At 63.6% G+C, this 18,932-nt stretch carries 19 protein-coding genes, 1 pseudogene and 1 riboswitch; of the genes and pseudogenes, 9 read left to right on the top strand and 11 right to left on the bottom strand.

Translation table 11 applies throughout. The features are described 5' to 3' along the window. Positions 1 to 3: 3 nt before the first annotated feature. Positions 4 to 891 (bottom strand): proline iminopeptidase-family hydrolase, encoded by an 888-nt coding sequence (locus AC2CQI_RS17285; RefSeq protein ID WP_484577422.1) that lies wholly within the window; start codon positions 889 to 891, stop codon positions 4 to 6. Positions 892 to 1,067: 176 nt separating this feature from the next. On the opposite strand from AC2CQI_RS17285, the gene AC2CQI_RS17280 reads away from it, so the two are divergent. The 5 genes from AC2CQI_RS17280 to AC2CQI_RS17260 all read left to right on the top strand — a co-directional run bounded on the left by AC2CQI_RS17280 (position 1,068) and on the right by AC2CQI_RS17260 (position 5,721). Beyond that, positions 1,068 to 1,829: a LuxR family transcriptional regulator gene (locus AC2CQI_RS17280; RefSeq protein ID WP_484577421.1), complete on the top strand. Its 762-nt coding sequence runs from the start codon at positions 1,068 to 1,070 to the stop codon at positions 1,827 to 1,829. Between the two features lie 97 nt (positions 1,830 to 1,926). Then, on the top strand, positions 1,927 to 2,826 hold the full coding sequence (locus tag AC2CQI_RS17275) for a proline iminopeptidase-family hydrolase (protein WP_075805044.1): 900 nt from the start codon (positions 1,927 to 1,929) through the stop codon (positions 2,824 to 2,826). 217 nt (positions 2,827 to 3,043) lie between these two features. Further along, entirely contained in the window at positions 3,044 to 4,060 is a 1,017-nt protein-coding gene (locus AC2CQI_RS17270) for an AbrB family transcriptional regulator (protein WP_484577420.1), read from the top strand. A 55-nt stretch (positions 4,061 to 4,115) separates the two neighbouring features. Continuing rightward, positions 4,116 to 4,284: riboswitch (yybP-ykoY riboswitch) on the top strand. A gap of 3 nt (positions 4,285 to 4,287) precedes the next feature. After that, a complete protein-coding gene (gene mntP / locus AC2CQI_RS17265; protein WP_484577419.1) occupies positions 4,288 to 4,854 on the top strand; it encodes a manganese efflux pump MntP in 567 nt (188 codons plus the stop codon). 3 nt (positions 4,855 to 4,857) lie between these two features. After that, the gene (locus AC2CQI_RS17260; RefSeq protein WP_484577418.1) at positions 4,858 to 5,721 is read left to right on the top strand and encodes an SMP-30/gluconolactonase/LRE family protein; all 864 of its coding nucleotides are present in this window, start codon (positions 4,858 to 4,860) and stop codon (positions 5,719 to 5,721) included. A gap of 36 nt (positions 5,722 to 5,757) precedes the next feature. Here AC2CQI_RS17260 and AC2CQI_RS17255 read toward each other — a convergent pair. After that, a pseudogene (locus tag AC2CQI_RS17255) lies at positions 5,758 to 5,925 on the bottom strand (TetR family transcriptional regulator); the annotation flags it as partial. A gap of 123 nt (positions 5,926 to 6,048) precedes the next feature. On the opposite strand from AC2CQI_RS17255, the gene AC2CQI_RS17250 reads away from it, so the two are divergent. From AC2CQI_RS17250 to AC2CQI_RS17240, 3 genes are all read left to right on the top strand, one after another. Further along, the gene (locus AC2CQI_RS17250) at positions 6,049 to 6,522 is read left to right on the top strand and encodes a DUF6882 domain-containing protein (RefSeq protein ID WP_484577417.1); all 474 of its coding nucleotides are present in this window, start codon (positions 6,049 to 6,051) and stop codon (positions 6,520 to 6,522) included. A 102-nt stretch (positions 6,523 to 6,624) separates the two neighbouring features. Then, a complete protein-coding gene (locus AC2CQI_RS17245) occupies positions 6,625 to 6,903 on the top strand; it encodes a type II toxin-antitoxin system RelE/ParE family toxin (protein WP_484577416.1) in 279 nt (92 codons plus the stop codon). Further along, positions 6,903 to 7,190 (top strand): HigA family addiction module antitoxin, encoded by a 288-nt coding sequence (locus tag AC2CQI_RS17240; RefSeq protein ID WP_075802288.1) that lies wholly within the window; start codon positions 6,903 to 6,905, stop codon positions 7,188 to 7,190. Before AC2CQI_RS17245 ends, AC2CQI_RS17240 begins: the two co-directional genes overlap by 1 nt. Positions 7,191 to 7,457: 267 nt before the next feature. Here AC2CQI_RS17240 and AC2CQI_RS17235 read toward each other — a convergent pair whose 3' ends face one another. The 9 genes from AC2CQI_RS17235 to exaC all read right to left on the bottom strand — a co-directional run bounded on the left by AC2CQI_RS17235 (position 7,458) and on the right by exaC (position 16,763). Further along, positions 7,458 to 8,171 carry a LexA family transcriptional regulator gene (locus AC2CQI_RS17235; RefSeq protein WP_075802270.1) on the bottom strand — a complete coding sequence of 238 codons (714 nt, stop codon included), beginning with the start codon at positions 8,169 to 8,171 and terminating at the stop codon, positions 7,458 to 7,460. 211 nt (positions 8,172 to 8,382) lie between these two features. Continuing rightward, complete coding sequence (gene ppa / locus AC2CQI_RS17230) at positions 8,383 to 8,910, bottom strand: inorganic diphosphatase (RefSeq protein ID WP_009397414.1); 528 nt, start codon at positions 8,908 to 8,910, stop codon at positions 8,383 to 8,385. Positions 8,911 to 9,001: 91 nt separating this feature from the next. Continuing rightward, positions 9,002 to 9,817, bottom strand: a complete 816-nt coding sequence (locus AC2CQI_RS17225) for a M90 family metallopeptidase (protein ID WP_075802269.1) — start codon at positions 9,815 to 9,817, stop codon at positions 9,002 to 9,004. A 9-nt stretch (positions 9,818 to 9,826) separates the two neighbouring features. Further along, entirely contained in the window at positions 9,827 to 10,477 is a 651-nt protein-coding gene (locus AC2CQI_RS17220; protein WP_075802268.1) for a DedA family protein, read from the bottom strand. A gap of 304 nt (positions 10,478 to 10,781) precedes the next feature. Continuing rightward, entirely contained in the window at positions 10,782 to 11,234 is a 453-nt protein-coding gene (locus AC2CQI_RS17215) for a GNAT family N-acetyltransferase (RefSeq protein WP_075802267.1), read from the bottom strand. Between the two features lie 109 nt (positions 11,235 to 11,343). Further along, a complete protein-coding gene (eutC, locus tag AC2CQI_RS17210; protein WP_484577415.1) occupies positions 11,344 to 12,162 on the bottom strand; it encodes an ethanolamine ammonia-lyase subunit EutC in 819 nt (272 codons plus the stop codon). 11 nt (positions 12,163 to 12,173) lie between these two features. After that, positions 12,174 to 13,568: an ethanolamine ammonia-lyase subunit EutB gene (locus AC2CQI_RS17205; RefSeq protein WP_075802265.1), complete on the bottom strand. Its 1,395-nt coding sequence runs from the start codon at positions 13,566 to 13,568 to the stop codon at positions 12,174 to 12,176. 48 nt (positions 13,569 to 13,616) lie between these two features. Continuing rightward, positions 13,617 to 15,065 carry an ethanolamine permease gene (eat, locus tag AC2CQI_RS17200; RefSeq protein WP_484577414.1) on the bottom strand — a complete coding sequence of 483 codons (1,449 nt, stop codon included), beginning with the start codon at positions 15,063 to 15,065 and terminating at the stop codon, positions 13,617 to 13,619. Between the two features lie 177 nt (positions 15,066 to 15,242). Continuing rightward, the gene (exaC, locus tag AC2CQI_RS17195; protein ID WP_484577413.1) at positions 15,243 to 16,763 is read right to left on the bottom strand and encodes an acetaldehyde dehydrogenase ExaC; all 1,521 of its coding nucleotides are present in this window, start codon (positions 16,761 to 16,763) and stop codon (positions 15,243 to 15,245) included. Between the two features lie 267 nt (positions 16,764 to 17,030). On the opposite strand from exaC, the gene AC2CQI_RS17190 reads away from it, so the two are divergent. Continuing rightward, positions 17,031 to 18,926 carry a sigma-54-dependent Fis family transcriptional regulator gene (locus AC2CQI_RS17190; protein ID WP_484577412.1) on the top strand — a complete coding sequence of 632 codons (1,896 nt, stop codon included), beginning with the start codon at positions 17,031 to 17,033 and terminating at the stop codon, positions 18,924 to 18,926. Positions 18,927 to 18,932 lie beyond the last annotated feature (6 nt).

Raw genomic sequence — 18,932 nt, 5'->3', positions numbered from 1 at the left:
CGGTCAGCCCCGGTGACGCTGGAGAAAGTCCAGCAGCACCGCGGAGTAGGCCTCGGGCTCTTCGTAGAACGGCATATGACTGCTGTTGGGGAACACATGCAGCTCGGCCTCCTTGAGGGCCAGCTTCATGCGCATGGCGCAGGCCGGGGTAAGTTCGTCGTGCTGGCCGGTGGTGATCAGCACCGGCATGCGGAAGTCGCCCATTTCCTTGAGGCGGTTCCAGTCCTTGAGGTTGCCGATGTAGAGGAACTCGTTGGGCCCCTGCATCGCGGTGTACGGGCCCATGTTCCAGTCGCCGAGGGAACGCTGCACCGGCGCCGGCCATTCGTCGAGGCGGCACACATGGCGGTAGTTGAGCAGGGTGATCGCGGCCTGGTATTGCGGGTGGTCGAGCTGCCCCATGGCTTCGAAGCGCTGCATCATCGCCACGGTCTCGCTGCCGAGGGCGCCGCGCAGGCGTTCCAGTTCGCTGGACAGGTGCGGGATGTCGCCGACGGTGTTTTCCAGGATCAGGCTCTTGAGTGCCTCGGGATGATGGACGGCGTATTCGATCGCCAGCCAGCCACCCCAGGAATGGCCGAGCAGGTGGACCTGGCCGAGGTCGAGGGCCTGGCGCACGCTTTCCACTTCGGCGACGTAGCGGGTGATGTTCCACAGCGTCGGGTCATCGGGGCGGGCGGACTGGCCGGTACCCAGCTGGTCGAAGGTGACCACGCGCAAACCCTTGTCCTTGAGCCACGAATGGGCTTCACGCAGGTAGTCGCAGGGCAGCCCTGGGCCGCCGTTGAGGAGCAGCAGCACCTCGTCGCCTTCGCCGTAGCTGTACACCACGAGATCGTGGCCATCGACCGTCACGCCGAACTGCTGGTCAGGTTGCATCTCACGCCACATCGCTACTCTCCTGGTTGGCAATGGCTGGAGCTATACCCTGCGCAGGAGACGACGGCGCCCACAAGCTAGTATTTCCTATAGGTTTGTGGTGGCAGTCCCGCGCCAGGCCGTGGCATTCTACTTGCCGGACTTCAAGATGGAAATCCAACAGGGGTATACACGCAGGAGTGCAAGGAATGCAGGCCAAACTGGCTGATCTCGATCATCGTCTGTTGTCTGGCAGGAGCCTGGACGAGCAGATGGACAGCGTCGCCGACGTCGCGGCGGACCTGGGCTTCGAAGCCCTGGTGTACGACTACAGCCCCGTCCCGCTCGACCATGTCGGCGAGCTCATCACCCCGGCGATCCTGCGGGTGCGCAACACCCCCGAAGACTGGAAAGACCTGTGGTGCGCCGAAGGCTACTACCAGATCGACCCGGTGCAGCATCTCGCGGTGACCTCCATTTCCCCGTTCGTCTGGTCCTACCAGCCCAAGGGCGACACCATCCTCCAGCGCTTCATCGACAGCCGCCATGCGCCGGTGGTTGGTTACCTGCAGGATGTCCAACTGGCGTGCGGTGTGACCGTCCCGATCCATCTGCCGCGCGGCGGTTTCGCCACCCTTACCGGCTTGCGCCCGCAGGCCAGCAGGAGCGACCTCGAGGACGCCCGCGAGCACCTCGCCGACTTCAGCCTGATCGCCCATGCCCTGCAGGAAGCCGCCTATCCGCTGCTCGACAAGGAATGTTCGCCCAAGGTCATCCGCCTCACCCGACGCGAGCGCGAATGCCTGTGCTGGGCGGCCGAGGGCCTCACCGCTGCGCAGATCGCCGAACAACTGAACCGCTCCCTGGCGACCATTTCCCTGCACCTGACCTCGGCCATGCACAAGCTGGGTGCGAAAAATCGCGTGCAAGCGGTAGCCCGTGCCGTGCATTACCGGCTTTTGGACGACTGATACCGGACATTTCGCGAAAACCTAGAGAATTCTCTAGTTATGCCTGAACGCCGGGGCGGCTATGGTGTGTCCTACGATTCGCACGGAGCCGGATGAAATGGAACTCATCAAATCGCGTGAAGGCTTTGCCCCTTTCGGTAGTCATCAAACCTGGTACCGCATCACCGGAGACCTGGAGTGCGGGCGCACCCCGCTGGTCATCCTGCATGGCGGCCCGGGTTGTACCCATGACTACGTCGATGCCTACAAGGACGTTGCGGCCGGTGGCTATCCGGTCATCCACTATGACCAGTTGGGCAATGGGCGCTCGACCCATTTGCCGGACATGCCGCCGTCGTTCTGGACGGTGAACCTGTTCCTCGAAGAGCTGGACAACCTGCTCGACCATCTGGGCATCCGCGAGCGCTACGCGCTGCTGGGCCAGTCCTGGGGTGGCATGCTCGCCAGCGAGCATGCGGTGCGGCGTCCGGCCGGGCTGCGTTGCCTGGTGATCGCCAACTCGCCGGCGGACATGCGCACCTGGGTCAAGGAAGCCAACCGCCTGCGCGAGGAACTGCCGCAGGAGGTGCAGGACACCCTGCTGCGCCATGAAGCAGCAGGCGATTTCACCGCCGCCGACTATATCGCCGCGACCCGGGTCTTCTACGACCGTCACGTCTGCCGTCTCAACCCGTGGCCGGACGAAGTGGCGCGGACCTTCGCCCAGGTCGATGCCGACCCGACCGTGTATCACGCCATGACCGGGCCGAACGAATTCCATGTAATCGGCAACACCAAGGACTGGACCATCGTCGACCGCCTGCCGCGGATCAATGTGCCAAGCCTGTTGATTTCCGGGCGTTATGACGAGGCCACGCCGCTGGTGGTCAAGCCGTACCTGGACCTGATCCCGGGGATTCGCTGGGCGCTGTTCGAGAACTCCAGCCATATGCCGCATGTGGAAGAGCGGGTGGCGTGCATGGGGACTGTGGTGACGTTCCTCGATCAGAACCTCTGATGTTTTCTTGAGGGCCCTATCGCTGGCAAGCCAGCTCCCACAGGTACAGCGCAGGTCTCAGGCCTGAGGTGATCTCTGTGGGAGCTGGCTTGCCAGCGATAGGGCCAGTACAGGCAGCAGAGTTCTCCAACCAAGAACCCAGCCTTGCCCATCCACCAGTTCTAACTCAGTCCAAATCCCTCTACCCTGCGGTTCTTGTCCTTCCGAGACCCGCCCCGTGCTCTACCTCGCCACCCTGCTGATCGGCTGCGTGGGCGGCCTGCTGGCCACCTGGGTTCACTGGCCCTTGCCCTGGATGGTCGGCGCCCTGGTCGCCGTCGCGTTCGTCCGCTGCACCTTCCACTGGCATGTCCCCGCTGTCCCGGGCGGGCGCAAGAGCGGCCAGTGGATCGTCGGCATTGGCATCGGTTTCCACTTCAACGCCTACGTCATCGAGCAGATCGCCGCCAACTTCGTGGTGATCCTCGCCGGTGCCCTGGTCACCACCGCTGCCGGCGCCATCGCCGTCTGGTGGATGCGCCACGGCGGTGAGGACAACGCCACCGCCTTCTTCTCCTCGATGCCCGGTGGCTCGGCGGAAATGGTCAACCTCGGCCTGCGCAACGGCGCAGTGCTGCATCGGGTCGCGGCGGCGCAGACCCTGCGGGTGATCCTGGTGGTACTCACGGTGCCGGCACTGTTCAAGTTCCTGATGGGCAGCCCCAGCCACGCCGGCCACAACGCCGGGGCCGTGGACTGGCAATGGCTGGCGCTGATCGCCGCGCTCGGCGGTGCCGCCGCCTGGGCCTTGCAACGCCTGCGCAAGCCCAACCCCTGGCTGTTCGGTCCGCTGTTCGTCAGTGCCGGCTTCTGCTCGGTGCTCGACCTGCACCTCGGCCTGCCCGACGGCGCCAGCCAGGTCGCCCAGTTGCTGATCGGCAGCAGCCTCGGCTGCTACTTCGACCGCTCTTTCTTCAAGGGCGCCCCGCGCTTTATTGCCCGCAGCCTGATGGCAACCCTGCTGATGGGCGCGGTGGCCTTCCTCTGCGCCCTGGGCCTGGGCGCCCTGACCGGCATCGACTTCCAGTCCCTGACCCTCGGCATGATGCTCGGCGGCATCGCCGAAATGAGCCTGACCGCCGAAACCCTCAAGCTCGCCGTGCCCCTGGTCACCGCCATGCAGACCCTGCGCCTGCTGGTGGTGATCCTGATGGCCGAACCTGTTTTCCGTTGGCTGAACAGACGCGAGGCGTAGGAAAAGCCTTTTTCGGTTGATGTTTTTTTCACATCCGGGCCACTATATTGGCCACCCTTGTTGGGGAGTAGCCTGTTCCTGACCCTCGGTCAGGAGCGTTCGCGTCAACATTCTCGGCAGCAGCCGTGGCGTGAACACCTTCTGGTTGGCGAGACCAACGATGCATCCATGCCTGAAGTCGGGCGTGTGGTTGCGTCGTTGACTCATAGCCCGACTGGATAGAAACCGTGAACCCGATTTCCCTTTTCTTCCTCGCCATGGCGATGTCCACCGATGCCTTCGCAGCCGCTATCGGCAAAGGTTCGAGCCTGCATAAACCGCGTTTCAGCGAAGCCCTGCGCACCGGCCTGATCTTCGGCGTGATCGAAGCCATGACCCCCATCGTCGGCTGGGGCATCGGCCAGGTCGCGGTGCAGTACGTGGAAAACTGGGACCACTGGATCGCCTTCGGTCTATTGCTGGCACTTGGCCTGCATATGATTTACAACGGTCTGAAGCACGAAGACGAAACCGAAGAAAAAGCCAGCCAGCACTCCTTCTTCATCCTCGCCGTGACCGCGTTCGCCACCAGCATCGATGCCATGGCGGTGGGCGTGGGGCTGGCCTTCGTCAACGTGAATATCCTGGTCGCGGCGGCGGCCATCGGCATGGCCACCTGCGTGATGGTCACCCTTGGCGTGATGCTCGGTCGTGTGCTTGGCGCCGTGGTCGGCAAGCGTGCCGAGATCGTCGGTGGCGTGGTGCTGATGCTGGTGGGCGCGACCATTCTCTATGAACACCTGACGGCGGTTTGATCCATGACTCGAAGCTTCTCGTTAGTGCGTCAGCTCCTGCTGGCCTTGGCCGCATTGATCCTCGCTGCGCTGGGCTTCTTTGCTTGGCAGAGCTTTTATCCGGTGCAGGCGGCCGGCGACTGGAGCTACCAGGTGGCCTACCGCGCCGTGCCCAAGGCGGCGTCCCTGGCGCCCTTGCCCGATGGCTCGCTGATGGTCAGCCAGGAGCTGCGCGGCAGCAGCGGCAGCATCGTGCGGATCCAGCCTGACGGCCAGCGGGAAACCCTGGTCGGCAACCTGTCCAAGCCTGATGGCATGACCGCCGCGCAAGGCGGCTGGGTGTTCAGCCAGGAGGAGGGCGAGGCTCCGGTCAGCCTGCTCAAGGATGGCCAGGTCACGCCGTTGTTCACCGGCATCAACGTCCAGGGCCTGTGGAACGATGGCGAGGATCTGTATGCCATCGAGGACCGCAAGGGCGATGGCCGGCTGATGCGCTACCGCTGGAGCGACGCTTCGCTGACCGTGCTGCGTGATGGCCTGACGGAAACCGAGTCGATCACCCGCTGCAGCGACGGTCGTCTGCTCTACAGCGAAAAGGAAGCCGGCGTGGTCCGCCAGTTGACCGAAGACCACAGCGATCCGGTGATTCTCAGCGGCCTCAACCAGCCGACCTACCTGATGTGCGACCACCGCGGCCTGTGGATAAGTGAAGACTCGACCCACCGTGCCCGCCTGTTGCTGGTGGATCCACAGGGCCGGCAGAGTACCGTGCTGTCGTTCCTCAAGGCACCGCAGTCCATCGTGCCGACCGACCGTGGCACCTACCTGGTGGCCGAAGGCGGTCGCGACCGCGTGCTGGAACTGCTGCCATCATCCGCGCGGGACTGAGGGCATCAGGCCGCGCAGCATCAGGTGCGCGGCATTGTTCTCCTTGGACTTGAAGTAGTAGTGCACGTTGGATCTGGGCAGTCCGGCCATCCCGGCGATGGTGGCGATCTTGGTTGCGGCGTAGCCCTTTTCGGCGAAGGCCTGGCTGGCGGCGTCGAGGATGGTCCGGCGCACGGCGTACGCGGCGAAACCTGAAGTCGAAATATATAAAACTATATAGCGATGACGTAAGTGGTCATGACGCAGAAGTTGTCCGACCAGCGGCCAGCCATTTGCGTCTAGTCTTGATCGTTCTGGCCACGCCAACCGTAGCGTTCAGGACTTCTCATGACTAACGACAACTTCGACTGCTTCCTGCGGTCCGCAGTGGATGAACTGAAGGAAAAACAAAGTCTGCTTCAAGCCGAACATCGATTCGGCAGTTACACCCGATGGTCGTTCGACCAGACGATCGGGCTTCTGGAAATGTACGACGCCGACGATCGCAAGGTGTGCGAGGCGGACGTGATCTTCATCGGCAGCCATGCCGGCAATGCCAATACCTGGCGCTGGGCCTGGAGCAACGAAACGCTGCTGCCGGGGCACCGGGAAAAATCCGCACCGCTCAAGGCCCTGGGGGATCTCACCGGGCTGGACCTGTTCGTCTCGGAACAGGCCTTCGTCATCGATGACGAGCCAATGGCCTGGGAACTGGCGGCGATCAGTGTGAAATACCTGAATGCGCTGGGGGTGTACCGGGCGCCGCATGGCCAGTTGAATTCGTTCCTGGCGCTGACGGGGGTGAGGCGGGTGGCGGCATGAGAGGTCTGGACTCCAGAGGCCTTGGGCGCATGGTCCGCTTGCATTGGATTACCAGATATGTCATTTATTGTTGCGTGTTGCGCAACATGCTACGTTTGCGTAATGATCAAATCATTTCGGCACAAAGGGCTGCGCAAGCTCTACGAGACGGGAAGCACCGCTGGCGTCCAGCCTGCTCATGCCAGGCGCTTGAGGTTGCAATTGGCTGCCCTTGATACTGCGAGGGCGATAGACGATATGGATATTCCAGGCTTTCGCCTGCATTCCCTCAAAGGGGAAATGCGAGGGCGCTGGTCGATCATGGTGAACGGCAACTGGCGGCTGACGTTCGAGTTTCGTGACGGAAACGCTTATGTTCTGGACTATGAGGACTACCACTGATGAACATGCATAACCCTCCCCATCCAGGTGAATTCATCACCGATATCTATCTGGAGCCGAACGGTATCAGCGGTCGTGAGCTGGCGGAGAAGCTGGGCGTCGCGCCCTCGACCCTGAGCCGCGTCTTGAAGGGCACCAGCCGTGTTACCCCTGAAATGGCGCTGAGGCTGTCGGTAGCGCTCGGTCGTTCGCCGGAAAGCTGGTTGGCCCTGCAGGACGCGTATGACCTGTGGGTTGCGCGCCAGCATGTGGATTTGCAGAGAGTAGGCAAGCTCGCGATCGCATGACCGGCGGCTGAAGGACAGGGGGCTGACAAAGCTGGAGGGCATTAAAAAGCCGGCTTGTGGCCGGCTTCTCGGGGACAGTCTTGGCTGGCTTTTGGCAAGCCGCAACCGCCTTCAAATCGTTGGACGACACAGCGGGTGTGTCGTATGGGCGGGGACTGTGTGAGGCTCCGCCCGGTCCGTGACGTGCAAACGGCACTCAGGACCAAGGTGGCGCACAGCATACTGGGAACGACTCGCAATGCCCAGCAAAAAATGCACCAGATCGCTTCAGTCCGGCCGTTCGCTGCGGTACTGGGCCCACCAGAACACCCAGCCCAGCACTTCCAGCTGATGACCGCGGGATTGCCCGAGCCGGTAGTTCTCGCAGGGAAACGCCTCGCTGTCGTGGCTGTGCAGGCGCAGCGCGCCGTTGCTGCGTTTGCTCAGGCTGTTGATGCGCAATTGACCATCGTGGAGCACGGCGTACAGCTCGCCGTCGACCACCCGGGTCAGGCCGCGGTCGACGGCCAGCGGGGCACCATAGGGGATCAGCGGCGTCATGTTGTAGTCGGGCATGCTCAGGGCGATGGCCTGGGACGGGTCGACGCCGAGGCGGTCAAGGGCGTGGCGCGGTAGATGCAGGCAGCGTTGCGGGATGGCTTCGAGCTGGCGCGCACGCAGGGTATGGAAGGGCAGCCGCACGTCGTGTTCATCGTGGCAACTGAGGGCACTGTGATCGGGCGGCTCGCTGCGCACCTGGCCGCCACGGCTGCGGTTGACCCGCGGCAGTGGCGAGATGTGCTTGGGGCCTTCACCCGTGCGCAGCCATTTGACCCGCACACACAGGAGCTCGGCAATTTCCTCGAGACGGGCCTGGGGCACGCCACGGTGAAACCAGTTGTTTATATGCTGGGGCGTTATCTTGCGTTGCGCGGCAAAATCCGAAGCACTCAGGTTGCACTCGCTCAGCAGGACCTTCAGTCGATCACCGGATGTATTCATGGGCGTGAATACTAGAGGTCCGGGACCGTCCTTCCTATAAACATTAAGTTGAGAGACGTCGGTAGGTCGTTGGCAAGGTGATTACAGCATTTGCCGACATTTTTGTAGGAAGTTTCTGTATTTTCTCTGAACTGCATGTGTTTGGATGGATTCGAACCGTGCGCCCATAAAAAAGCCCCGCGAATGCGGGGCTTTTTCACAGCGGTCGGGCTCAGCCTTTATAGGCAGCGACCGACTTGCTGATTTCGGCGCGGGCTGCGTCAGCGTTGCCCCAGCCATCGATCTTGACCCATTTGCCTTTCTCGAGATCCTTGTAGTTCTCGAAGAAGTGCTTGATCTGCTCCAGCAGCAGGGCTGGCAGGTCGGTGTATTCCTTCACGTCGACGTACAGCTGCGACAGCTTGTCGTGCGGTACGGCGATGATCTTGGCGTCGCCGCCGCCGTCGTCGGTCATGTTCAGCACGCCGACCGGACGGGCGCGGATCACCGAGCCTGGAGCGACCGGGTACGGGGTAACGACCAGCACGTCCAGGGGATCGCCGTCGTCAGCCAGGGTGTTCGGGATGAAGCCGTAGTTGGCCGGGTAGAACATCGGGGTGGCCATGAAACGGTCGACGAACAGGCAGTCGCTGTCCTTGTCGATCTCGTATTTGATCGGCGCGTGGTTGGCCGGGATCTCGATGGCGACGTAGATGTCGTTCGGCAGGTCTTTGCCCGCCGGGATCTTGCTGTAGCTCATTGGGCGTTGCCCCCGTGTTTGACCAAAAATTGGCCGCGATTATAGGCACATTCGAAAGCCCTTGCCACGCCCGCCCCGATGCTTGACCGATTCACTCCGTGGCTTCTTTGTATCCAGGATGCGTGGCCTGCAGCTGTTCCAGGCGGGCCAGGGGATCCTGGCGGTAGAAGCTGCGCAACTGCGCGTAGACCTCGGGGTAGGCCTGCACCAGGAGGTCGGGGGCGCTGAAGAAGTATTCACTGGTGACGGCGAAGAATTCCGCCGGGTTTTCCGCCGCGTAGGGGTCGATGGCGGTCTCGGCGTCGGGGTTGCGGTCGAGCTGGGCGTTGAGGTCGTCGTAGGCCTGCTGCATGGCCGTGGCCCAGTCGCTGACGCGCATGTCGTTGTGCAGCGGCGGCAGGCCGTTGGCGTCGCCGTTGAGCATGTCGAGCTTGTGCGCCAGTTCGTGGATCACCAGGTTGTAGCCTTCCCAGCCGCCACTGCCCTGCACGCCGGGCCAGGCGAGGATCACCGGGCCCTGTTGCCAGGCTTCGCCGCTATGCTCGGCGTCCCACTCGTGCTCGATGCCGCTGCTGTCGCGGTGGCGCTGCGGGCTGACGAAGTCGTCGGGGTAGAGGATCAGTTCGTGGAAGCCCTGGTACCAGTTCAGCGCGCCCAGGTGCAGCAAGGGCAGTTGCGCCTGGGCGGCGAGGAACAGGCGCTCGCCGTCATCCAGCTCGACCCCGGGCAGGCAGGTCAGGTGCTTGTCGCTGAGAAACAGGATGCAGGCGTCGCGCAGCCAGCGGTCTTCGGCGTCGCTGATGCCGTCGAGGATCGGCAGGCGCTCGCGCACCTGCTGCCACAACTGTGGATCGACCGGATGGCGTTCGAGGGTTCGACGCCGACGCCAGGCGCTGAAGCTCCACATGATCGCCGGTCAGTGCGCCTTGGCCTCGCCGCGGCCCATGCGGCCACGGACCACGCCGATGATCACCGGGACCAGCGACAGGAAGATGATCGCCACGATCATCAGCGACAGGTTTTGCTTGATGAACGGCACGTTGCCGAAGAAGTAGCCGAGGGTCACCAGGCCACCGACCCAGAGGATGGTGCCGGCCACGCTGAAGCCGAAGAAGCGCGGGTAGGACATTTTGGCGATACCGGCGACGAACGGCGCGAAGGTCCGCAGGATCGGCAGGAAGCGCGCCAGGGTCACGGTCTTGCCGCCATGGCGCTCGTAGAAGGTGTGGGTCTGTTCCAGGTAGTCGCGGCGGAAGATCTTCGAGTTGGGATTGCGGAACAGGCGTTCGCCGGCCGTTCGTCCGATCACGTAGTTGGTACTGTCGCCGAGGATCGCCGCGAGCATCAGCAGGCCGCCGAGCAGCAGCGGGTCCATGCCGCCGCCCGCCGCCACGGCGCCGGCGATGAACAGCAGGGAATCGCCCGGCAGGAAGGGCATCACCACCAGGCCGGTTTCACAGAAGATCACCATGAACAGGATCGCGTAGATCCAGGGACCGTAGTTGTTGACCAGCATGTCGAGGTACATGTCGAGATGCAGAATGAGGTCCAGCGGGTTGAAATCCATGTACAGCACCTTGTTCAGAACCCGGATTCACGGGCGTGCGATGGCTGGCAGTGTGGGGCGTGAGGGTTTACCCACAGTCTTGGGTAAAGATTCACACAGGCTGAGGGAAGGCATTATACGGCCATGGAGGGATTCTGCTTACGCAGTTTGTAGCTGAATGTGCGGAGATGGCCGGCTTGCACAGATCCCTGTGGGAGCTGGCTTGCCAGCGATGAGGCCCGATCTGACAACCTCATTGCCCTTGCCGGCCCTATCGCTGGCAAGCCAGCTCCCACAGGGTTTTGTGTTGTTCTCTAGCCAGCGTTCAGTTGATCGGCAACACGTAGTTCTTGAACTCGGTGTCCTCGCGGAAGCCGATGGACTCGTAGGTGCGCATCGCCACCTCGTTGTCGCTGCTGGTCGACACCCGCATGCGCACCGCGTTGGTGTCCTTGGCCATGCGCTTGGCTTCGCGCATCAGGTGGTCGGCCACCAGCATGCGCCGGGAATCCTCGGCGACGTAGATGTCGTTGAGGATCCACACCCGCTTCAACGACAGCGAGGAAAAGCTCGGGTACAACTGGCAGAACCCCATCAGCTTGCTGTCGTCATCGTCCGGCATGGCCAGGTAGATGATCGATTCACCACGTTCCAGGCGCTTTTGCAGGAAGGCGCGGGAGGTATCCGGGTAAGGCAGTTCGCCGTAGAACTCGCGGTATTTGACGAACAGCGGGGCGAGCAGGTCCAGGTGCTCAAGGGTTGCTTTGATGATTCGCATAAGCAGGCCTCGTGTTTCGTAGGGAATGGCGGCGAATCTCGGGCAGCCGTCGCCCCAGATGCTGCCTAAAGCGGAAAAAAAGCGCAATCGACGACAAAGTAGCCGTCATTCAGGACTTTCCAAGTAGGAAGTTTCCGTTTTGTTGCGTATTGGTTTCCGTTTCCAGTGTCTGGACCTGGGCTTCGTCCTTCAGGTTCACCCCGGACAACTGCCGCCGGCAGGCTTCGCGCATCAGGTACACCAGGCGGTGCGCGGCCATGCCGTAGCTCAGGCCTTCGAGGCGGACGTTGGAGATGCAGTTGCGGTAGGCGTCGGTCAGGCCGACTTTCGGGTTCCAGGTGAAATACAGGCCGAGGCTGTCCGGTGAACTGAGGCCGGGGCGTTCGCCGATCAGGATCACGGTCATCCGTGCGCCGAGCAGTTCGCCGATCTCGTCCGCGACCGCGACCCGGCCTTGCTCCACCAGCATGACCGGCGCGGTGGACCAGCCGTCGGCGGCGATCTGTTCTTCCAGTCGGGTGAGAAACGGCAGGGTGTGGCGATGCACGGCCAGCGCCGACAGGCCGTCGGCGACCACGATGGCCAGGTCGACACCGCCCGGGTTGCTCCGCGCATGTTCGCGCAGCTGTTCGGCGGAGTCCTCGTGCAGGCGCCGGCCCAGGTCGGGGCGTTGCAGATAGTGATGACGATCCTGCGCCGCGCTGCGCAGCAGCAGGCTGTCGCGCCCGCGTTCCTGCAGTTGCTGGCGCAAATTCGCGTGGTCGAACGGCAGGTGCACCGCGTCGCGGGCCTGGGCGTGGGCAAACTGGAAATCCAGCTGGGCCTGGGTCGGCAGGCTGGTGCCGGTGCGCCCCAGGGCGATCCGCGCCGGGGTCAGGCGGCGCAGTTCCAGCCAGGGGTTATCGGTGGGCGTCGCTTGCTTGTCCATGAATCCCTCGCTTATCCCAGTTGTGCCAACGCCTGGCGGAAGGCCGGCGGCAGGTTGTCGCCGAAGCGCACGCGGCCGTCGGCCTGGGTGAAGATGCCGGTACGCGCCAGCCACGCCTCGAACTCCGGCCCCGGCTTCAGGCCCAGGGTCTGGCGGGCATAGAGGGCGTCGTGGAAGGAGGTGGTCTGGTAGTTGAGCATGATGTCGTCGGAGCCGGGGATGCCCATGATGAAGTTGATCCCGGCCACCCCGAGCAGGGTCAGCAGGGTGTCCATGTCGTCCTGGTCGGCTTCGGCGTGGTTGGTGTAGCAGATGTCGCAACCCATGGGCACGCCGAGCAGCTTGCCGCAGAAGTGGTCCTCAAGGCCGGCGCGGATGATCTGCTTGCCGTTGTACAGATACTCCGGGCCGATGAAGCCGACCACGGTGTTCACCAGGAACGGCTTGAAATGCCGGGCCACGGCATAGGCGCGGGTTTCGCAGGTCTGCTGGTCGACGCCGAAGTTGGCGTTGGCCGACAGGGCGCTGCCCTGGCCGGTCTCGAAATACATCAGGTTCTGGCCGAGGGTGCCGCGGTTGAGGCTGAGCCCGGCGTCATACCCTTCCTTCAGCACATTCAGATTGATCCCGAAACTGGCGTTGGCCGCCTCGGTCCCGGCGATGGACTGGAACACCAGGTCCAGCGGCACGCCGCGGTTGATCGCCTCGATGGAGGTGGTGACGTGGGTCAGCACGCAGGCCTGGGTGGGGATGTCGTAGCGCTGGATGATGGCATCGAGCATTTCCAGGAGCGCGCAGATCGAGGCGATGCTGTCGGTGGCCGGGTTGATGCCGATCATGGCGTCGCCGTTGCCGTAGAGCAGGCCGTCGAGGATGCTCGCGGCGATCCCGGCGGGTTCGTCGGTGGGGTGATTAGGCTGCAGGCGGGTCGACAGGCGCCCGCGCAGGCCCATGGTCCCGCGAAAACGCGTGACCACGCGGATCTTCTGCGCCACCAGGACCAGGTCCTGCACGCGCATGATCTTCGACACCGCCGCGGCCATTTCCGGGGTCAGGCCCGGCGCGAGGGCGCGCAGGCTGGTTTCGTCGGCATGATCGCTGAGCAGCCAGTCGCGCAGGCCGCCGACGGTCAGGTGGCTGACCGGGGCGAAGGCCTGCTTGTCGTGGGTGTCGATGATCAGCCGGGTGACTTCGTCGTCTTCGTAGGGAATCAGCGCTTCGTTGAGGAAATGGCTGAGGGGGATATCGGCCAGGGCCATCTGTGCCGCGACCCGTTCACCGTCGTTGCTCGCGGCGACCCCGGCGAGAAAGTCGCCGGAGCGGGCCGGGCTGGCCTTGGCCATCACTTCCTTGAGGCTGTCGAAACGGAAGGTCTGCTGGCCGACCGTGTGTACGAAACTTGCCATGTGCAATCTCCAGAGCGCCGCCGTGCGACCGGCGGCGCGGTATTTCGGTCAGTGCAAGGCTTCTTCGGCCTTCTGGATCGCGGCGAACTCTTCTTCCGGCGTACCGGCGACCAGGTGGTGGCGGCTGTACAGGGCGAAGTAAGCAATCAGGACGCCATAAATGATCGCGGCGCCGATCACCACCCGCGGATCCACCAGGAAGCCCGCCACCACGGCGATGCACGCCAGCACCAGGGCCACGCCCGAAGTCAGGATGCCGCCCGGGGTGCGATACGGACGCTCCATTTTGGGGCGTTTGATGCGCAGGGTGATGTGCGCGGCCATCATCAGCACATAGGACAGCGTAGCGCCGAACACTGCCACCAGGATCAGCAGGTCACCCTGGCCGGTCAGCGACAGGGCGAAACCGATGATCCCGGGGATGATCAGGGCCAGCACCGGCGCCTTGCTCTTGTTGGTCTGCGACAGGGCGCGGGGCAGGTAGCCAGCGCGGGACAAGGCGAAGATCTGCCGGGAATAGGCGTAGATGATCGAGAAGAAGCTGGCGATCAGGCCGGCCAGGCCGACCAGGTTGACGAAGCCGCCCATCCAGGTGGAACCGCCGTAGGCTTTGGACAGGGCTTCCACCAGCGGGTTGCCGGAGCTTTTCAGGGCTTCGGCGCCGGCACCGCCGGGGCCGATCACCAGGATCAGCAGGGCGAAGCTGAGCAGCACCAGCATGGCGCCGATCAGGCCGCGGGGCAGGTCGCGCTTGGGGTTCTTGGTTTCCTCGGCGGCCAGCGGCACGCCTTCGACGGCGAGGAAGAACCAGATCGCATAGGGAATCGCCGCCCACACGCCGACATAACCGAACGGCAGGAAGCTGCTGGCGCCCGCTGCCTGGGTAGGGGCGATATCAAAGAGGTTCTTGGCATCGAAGTGCGGCACCATCGCCAGCAGGAACACGGCCAGGGCGATGGCGGCGACGGCGGTGATGATGAACATCAGCTTCAGCGCCTCACCGACCCCGAAGATATGGATGCCGATGAAGATGATGTAGAAGGCCAAGTAGATCATCCAGCCGCCGATGCCGAACAGCGACTCGCAATAGGCGCCGATGAACACCGCGATGGCGGCCGGGGCGATGGCGTATTCGATCAGGATCGCCGTGCCGGTGAGGAAGCCGCCCCAGGGCCCGAAGGCGCTGCGGGCGAAGCCGTAGCCGCCGCCGGCAGTGGGGATCATCGAGGACAGTTCGGCCAGGGAGAAGCACATGCACAGGTACATGGTGGCCATCAGCAGGGTGGCGAGGAACATCCCGCCCCAGCCGCCCTGGGCCAGGCCGAAGTTCCAGCCGGCGTAGTCGCCGGAAATCACGTAGGCGACGCCGAGGCCGACCAGCAGGACCCAGCCGGCGGCGCCTTTTTTCAATTCACGTTGCTGGAAATAGTCGGAACCGACCTTTTCGAAATCTACGGAAGAACCTGCCGGGGATCCGGCGGAATGATCGCTTGGCATGGGGAGTCACCTGTTGTCTTTTTTTGAGTGGTGAGCGTGCTGCAGGAAGCGGGCCAGAGCGGTTGGCCCTGGATTTTGTCTGTGGGACCGCGTTGTATTCATCGCTGGCAAGCCAGCTCCCACAGGGTTCGCGGTGTACGCGGTCCTTGTGGGAGCTGGCTTGCCAGCGATTGGGGTTTAGAAGAACCCGAGCGGATTGATGTCGTAGCTCACCAGCAGGTTCTTGGTCTGCTGGTAGTGGTCGAGCATCATCTTGTGCGTCTCACGCCCGACACCGGACTTCTTGTAGCCACCGAACGCGGCATGGGCCGGGTACAGGTGGTAGCAGTTGGTCCACACGCGACCGGCCTTGATCCCGCGGCCCATGCGATAGGCGCGGTTGATATCCCGGGTCCACACGCCGGCACCCAGGCCGAACTCGGTGTCGTTGGCGATCGCCAGGGCTTCGGATTCGTCCTTGAAGGTGGTGACGCTGACCACCGGGCCGAAGATTTCTTCCTGGAATACACGCATGCGGTTGTTGCCCTTGAGCAGGGTCGGCTGGATGTAATAGCCGGTGGCCAGGCTGCCTTCGAGTTTTTCCACCTTGCCGCCGGTCAGCAGTTGGGCGCCTTCCTTCTCGGCGATCTCCAGGTAGGACAGGATTTTGTCGAACTGCTGCTGCGAAGCCTGGGCGCCGACCATGGTGTCGGTGTCCAGCGGGTCGCCGCGCTTGATCTTCTTGACCTTCTCCATCACCACTTCCATGAACTGCGGATAGATGGACTCCTGCACCAGCGCGCGGGACGGGCAGGTGCACACCTCGCCCTGGTTGAAGAAGGCCAGGACCAGGCCCTCGGCGGCTTTCTCGATGAACGACGGTTCAGCCTGCATCACGTCTTCGAAGTAGATGTTCGGCGACTTGCCGCCCAGCTCCACGGTGGACGGGATGATGTTCTCGGCCGCGCATTTCATGATGTGCGAGCCCACCGGGGTCGAGCCGGTGAAGGCGATCTTGGCGATGCGCTTGCTGGTGGCCAGGGCTTCACCGGCTTCGCGGCCATAGCCTTGCACGATGTTCAGCACGCCCGGCGGCAGCAGGTCACCGATCAGTTCCACCAGCACGGTGATGCCCAGCGGGGTCTGCTCGGCGGGTTTGAGGACCACGCAGTTGCCGGCGGCCAGGGCCGGGGCGAGTTTCCACGCGGCCATGAGGATCGGGAAGTTCCACGGGATGATTTGCCCGACCACGCCCAGCGGCTCATGGATGTGATAGGCCACGGTGCCTTCGTTGATCTCGGCGGCGCCGCCTTCCTGGGCGCGGATGCAGCCGGCGAAGTAGCGGAAGTGATCCACCGCCAGCGGGATGTCGGCGTTGAGGGTTTCGCGGATGGCCTTGCCGTTGTCCCAGGTTTCGGTGATCGCCAGGATCTCGAGGTTCTGCTCGATGCGGTCGGCGATCTTCAGCAGCACGTTGGAGCGGTCCTGGACGGAAGTCCGGCCCCAAGCGTCGGCAGCGGCATGGGCGGCATCCAGGGCTTTGTCGATGTCTTCGGCAGTGGAACGGGGGAATTCGGCGATCGGCTGGCCGTTCACCGGCGAGGTGTTGGTGAAGTACTCGCCTTTGACCGGAGCCACGAACTCGCCATTGATGAAGTTACCGTAGCGACTCTTGAACGAAATCTTTGCGCCTTCGGTACCCGGATGTGCGTAACGCATGGTGTCTCTCCTGGCTTATGTGTTTTGTTGGGGAGGATATGGAGCGTAGAGCAAAGGTCGGGCCAGCGCCTCGCGAGGGCGCTGGATCAATGATTTGGCGCAGTTTTCCCGGAGGTTGAGCGACGCTTTGTGAGGGAAGCGGTACAGCCTGGGTGACACTTTGTATCGCTGGCGGTACAGCCCGTGACCCGACGGTCAAGCCGGCATTGCAATGCGTTGGCGCCTGGAGGATGCTGGTTTTCTCTCACCCGCGGAGAACAATAAAAAGTGCAGGGTAATCATCTCAGCCGGCATGCCCGGCAAGTGCTGACGGTGACGCAGGGCAAGGGTGGTGTGCAGGGCCCTGGCAGCGACCCGTCGATCGCCCGCTCCTGGCTGCGCTGCCTGGAGGACTACCACCTCGACCCGGCCCTGGCGGTGGCGCCGACGGTGCTCGAGCACGAGCGCGTCCTGGAAAGCCGCGACCGCCTGCACCAGGTGCTGCAGATCGCCGATGGCGAGATGAACAGCCTGCACCAGCAACTCTCCGGCGCCGGTCATGCGGTGCTGCTGACCGATGCCCGCGGGGTCATCCTCAATTGCGTCACCGCGCCCAGCGAGCGGCGCATCTTCGAGCGCGCCGGGCTGTGGCTGGGCGCTGACTGGAGCGAGGCGCGGGAAGGCACCAACGGCATCGGCACCTGCCTGGTCGAGCGCCAGGCCCTGACCATCCACCAGGACGAGCACTTCCGTGGCCGCCATACCGGGCTGACCTGCTCGGCGAGTCCGGTGTTCGATCCCCATGGCGACCTGCTGGCGGTGCTCGACGTGTCGTCGGCGCGGGCCGATGCTTCGCGGCAGAGCCAGTTCCACACCATGGCGCTGGTCAACCTCTCGGCGAAGATGATCGAGAGCTGCTATTTCCTGCGTTGTTTCGAGAACCACTGGTTACTGCGTTTCCACCTGCAGGCCGAGTCGGTCGGGCTGTTCAGCGAAGGGTTGCTGGCGTTCGACGGGGAAGGGCGGATCTGCGCGGTGAACCAGAGCGCCCTGAACCTGCTGGGCAATCTGCGTGGCGGGTTGCTGGGACAGCCGGTGGACATGTTCTTCGATTGTCGCCTGGATGAGCTGCTCGGTCGCGCCACGGCGCTGGCCAGTGCCAGCTGGCCGCTGCGTACCCGCGACGGTCGCCAGCTGTTCGCCAGCGTGCGCGGGCAGCAGGCGCGGGCGTTGCCCCAGCCGGTGGTCGCCCCGGCGAGGCCGGCGCAGATCTGCCTGCTCGATCCGGCCCTGCAAAACGATTTCCGCCGCGCCCTGCGGGTGTTCGAGCGGGATGTGCCGTTGCTGCTCAATGGCGAGACCGGCTCCGGCAAGGAGGCTTTCGCCAAGGCCGTGCACCAGGCCAGCCAACGGGCGAGCAAGCCCTTTGTCGCGCTCAACTGTGCGTCGATTCCGGAAAGCCTGATCGAAAGCGAACTGTTCGGTTATCGCGGCGGCAGTTTTACCGGCGCGCGCAAGGAAGGCATGCGCGGCAAGCTGCAGCAGGCGGATGGTGGCACCTTGTTGCTGGACGAAATCGGCGATATGCCGCTGGCGTTGCAGACCCGTTTGCTGCGGGTGCTGGAAGAGCGCCAGGTGGTGCCGATCGGTGGCGAAGCGCAGGACGTCGATGTGCGGGTCATCAGTGCCACGCACCGCAACCTCCTGGAGCGGGTGGCGGACGGCAGCTTCCGCGAAGATCTCTATTATCGGCTCAATGGCCTGGAAGTCGCCCTGCCGGCGTTGCGCGAGCGCAGTGACAAGGCGCAGTTGCTCGACTTCATTCTGGCCGAGGAGGCGGGGCGGCAGGTGGTGCAGCTCGACCCGGCTGCTCGTCGCCTGTTGTTGGACTTCGCCTGGCCGGGCAACGTGCGGCAATTGCGCAATGTGCTGCGGACCTTGGTAGCGCTGTGCGAGGACGGCTGGATCGGCGTGCAGGATCTGCCAGCGCTGGTGCGCAATGCGCCTGTGGCTACGGTTCAGCCAGCAGCCGAGCACCCCTTGGACGACGCGGAGCGTCAGACACTTCTGGCGGTCCTGGAGGAGAAACGCTGGCACATGACCCAGGTCGCGGCGCAGCTCGGCATAAGTCGTAACACCCTGTATCGGAAACTGCGCAAGCATGGCTTGTCCAAGGGAGCCTGATGCAAA

The sequence above is a fragment of the Pseudomonas sp. P2S-1 genome, assembly GCF_057197725.1.
Note: the sequence above shows the minus strand (reverse complement) of the source record. Positions and strands in the feature narration are given on the sequence as shown.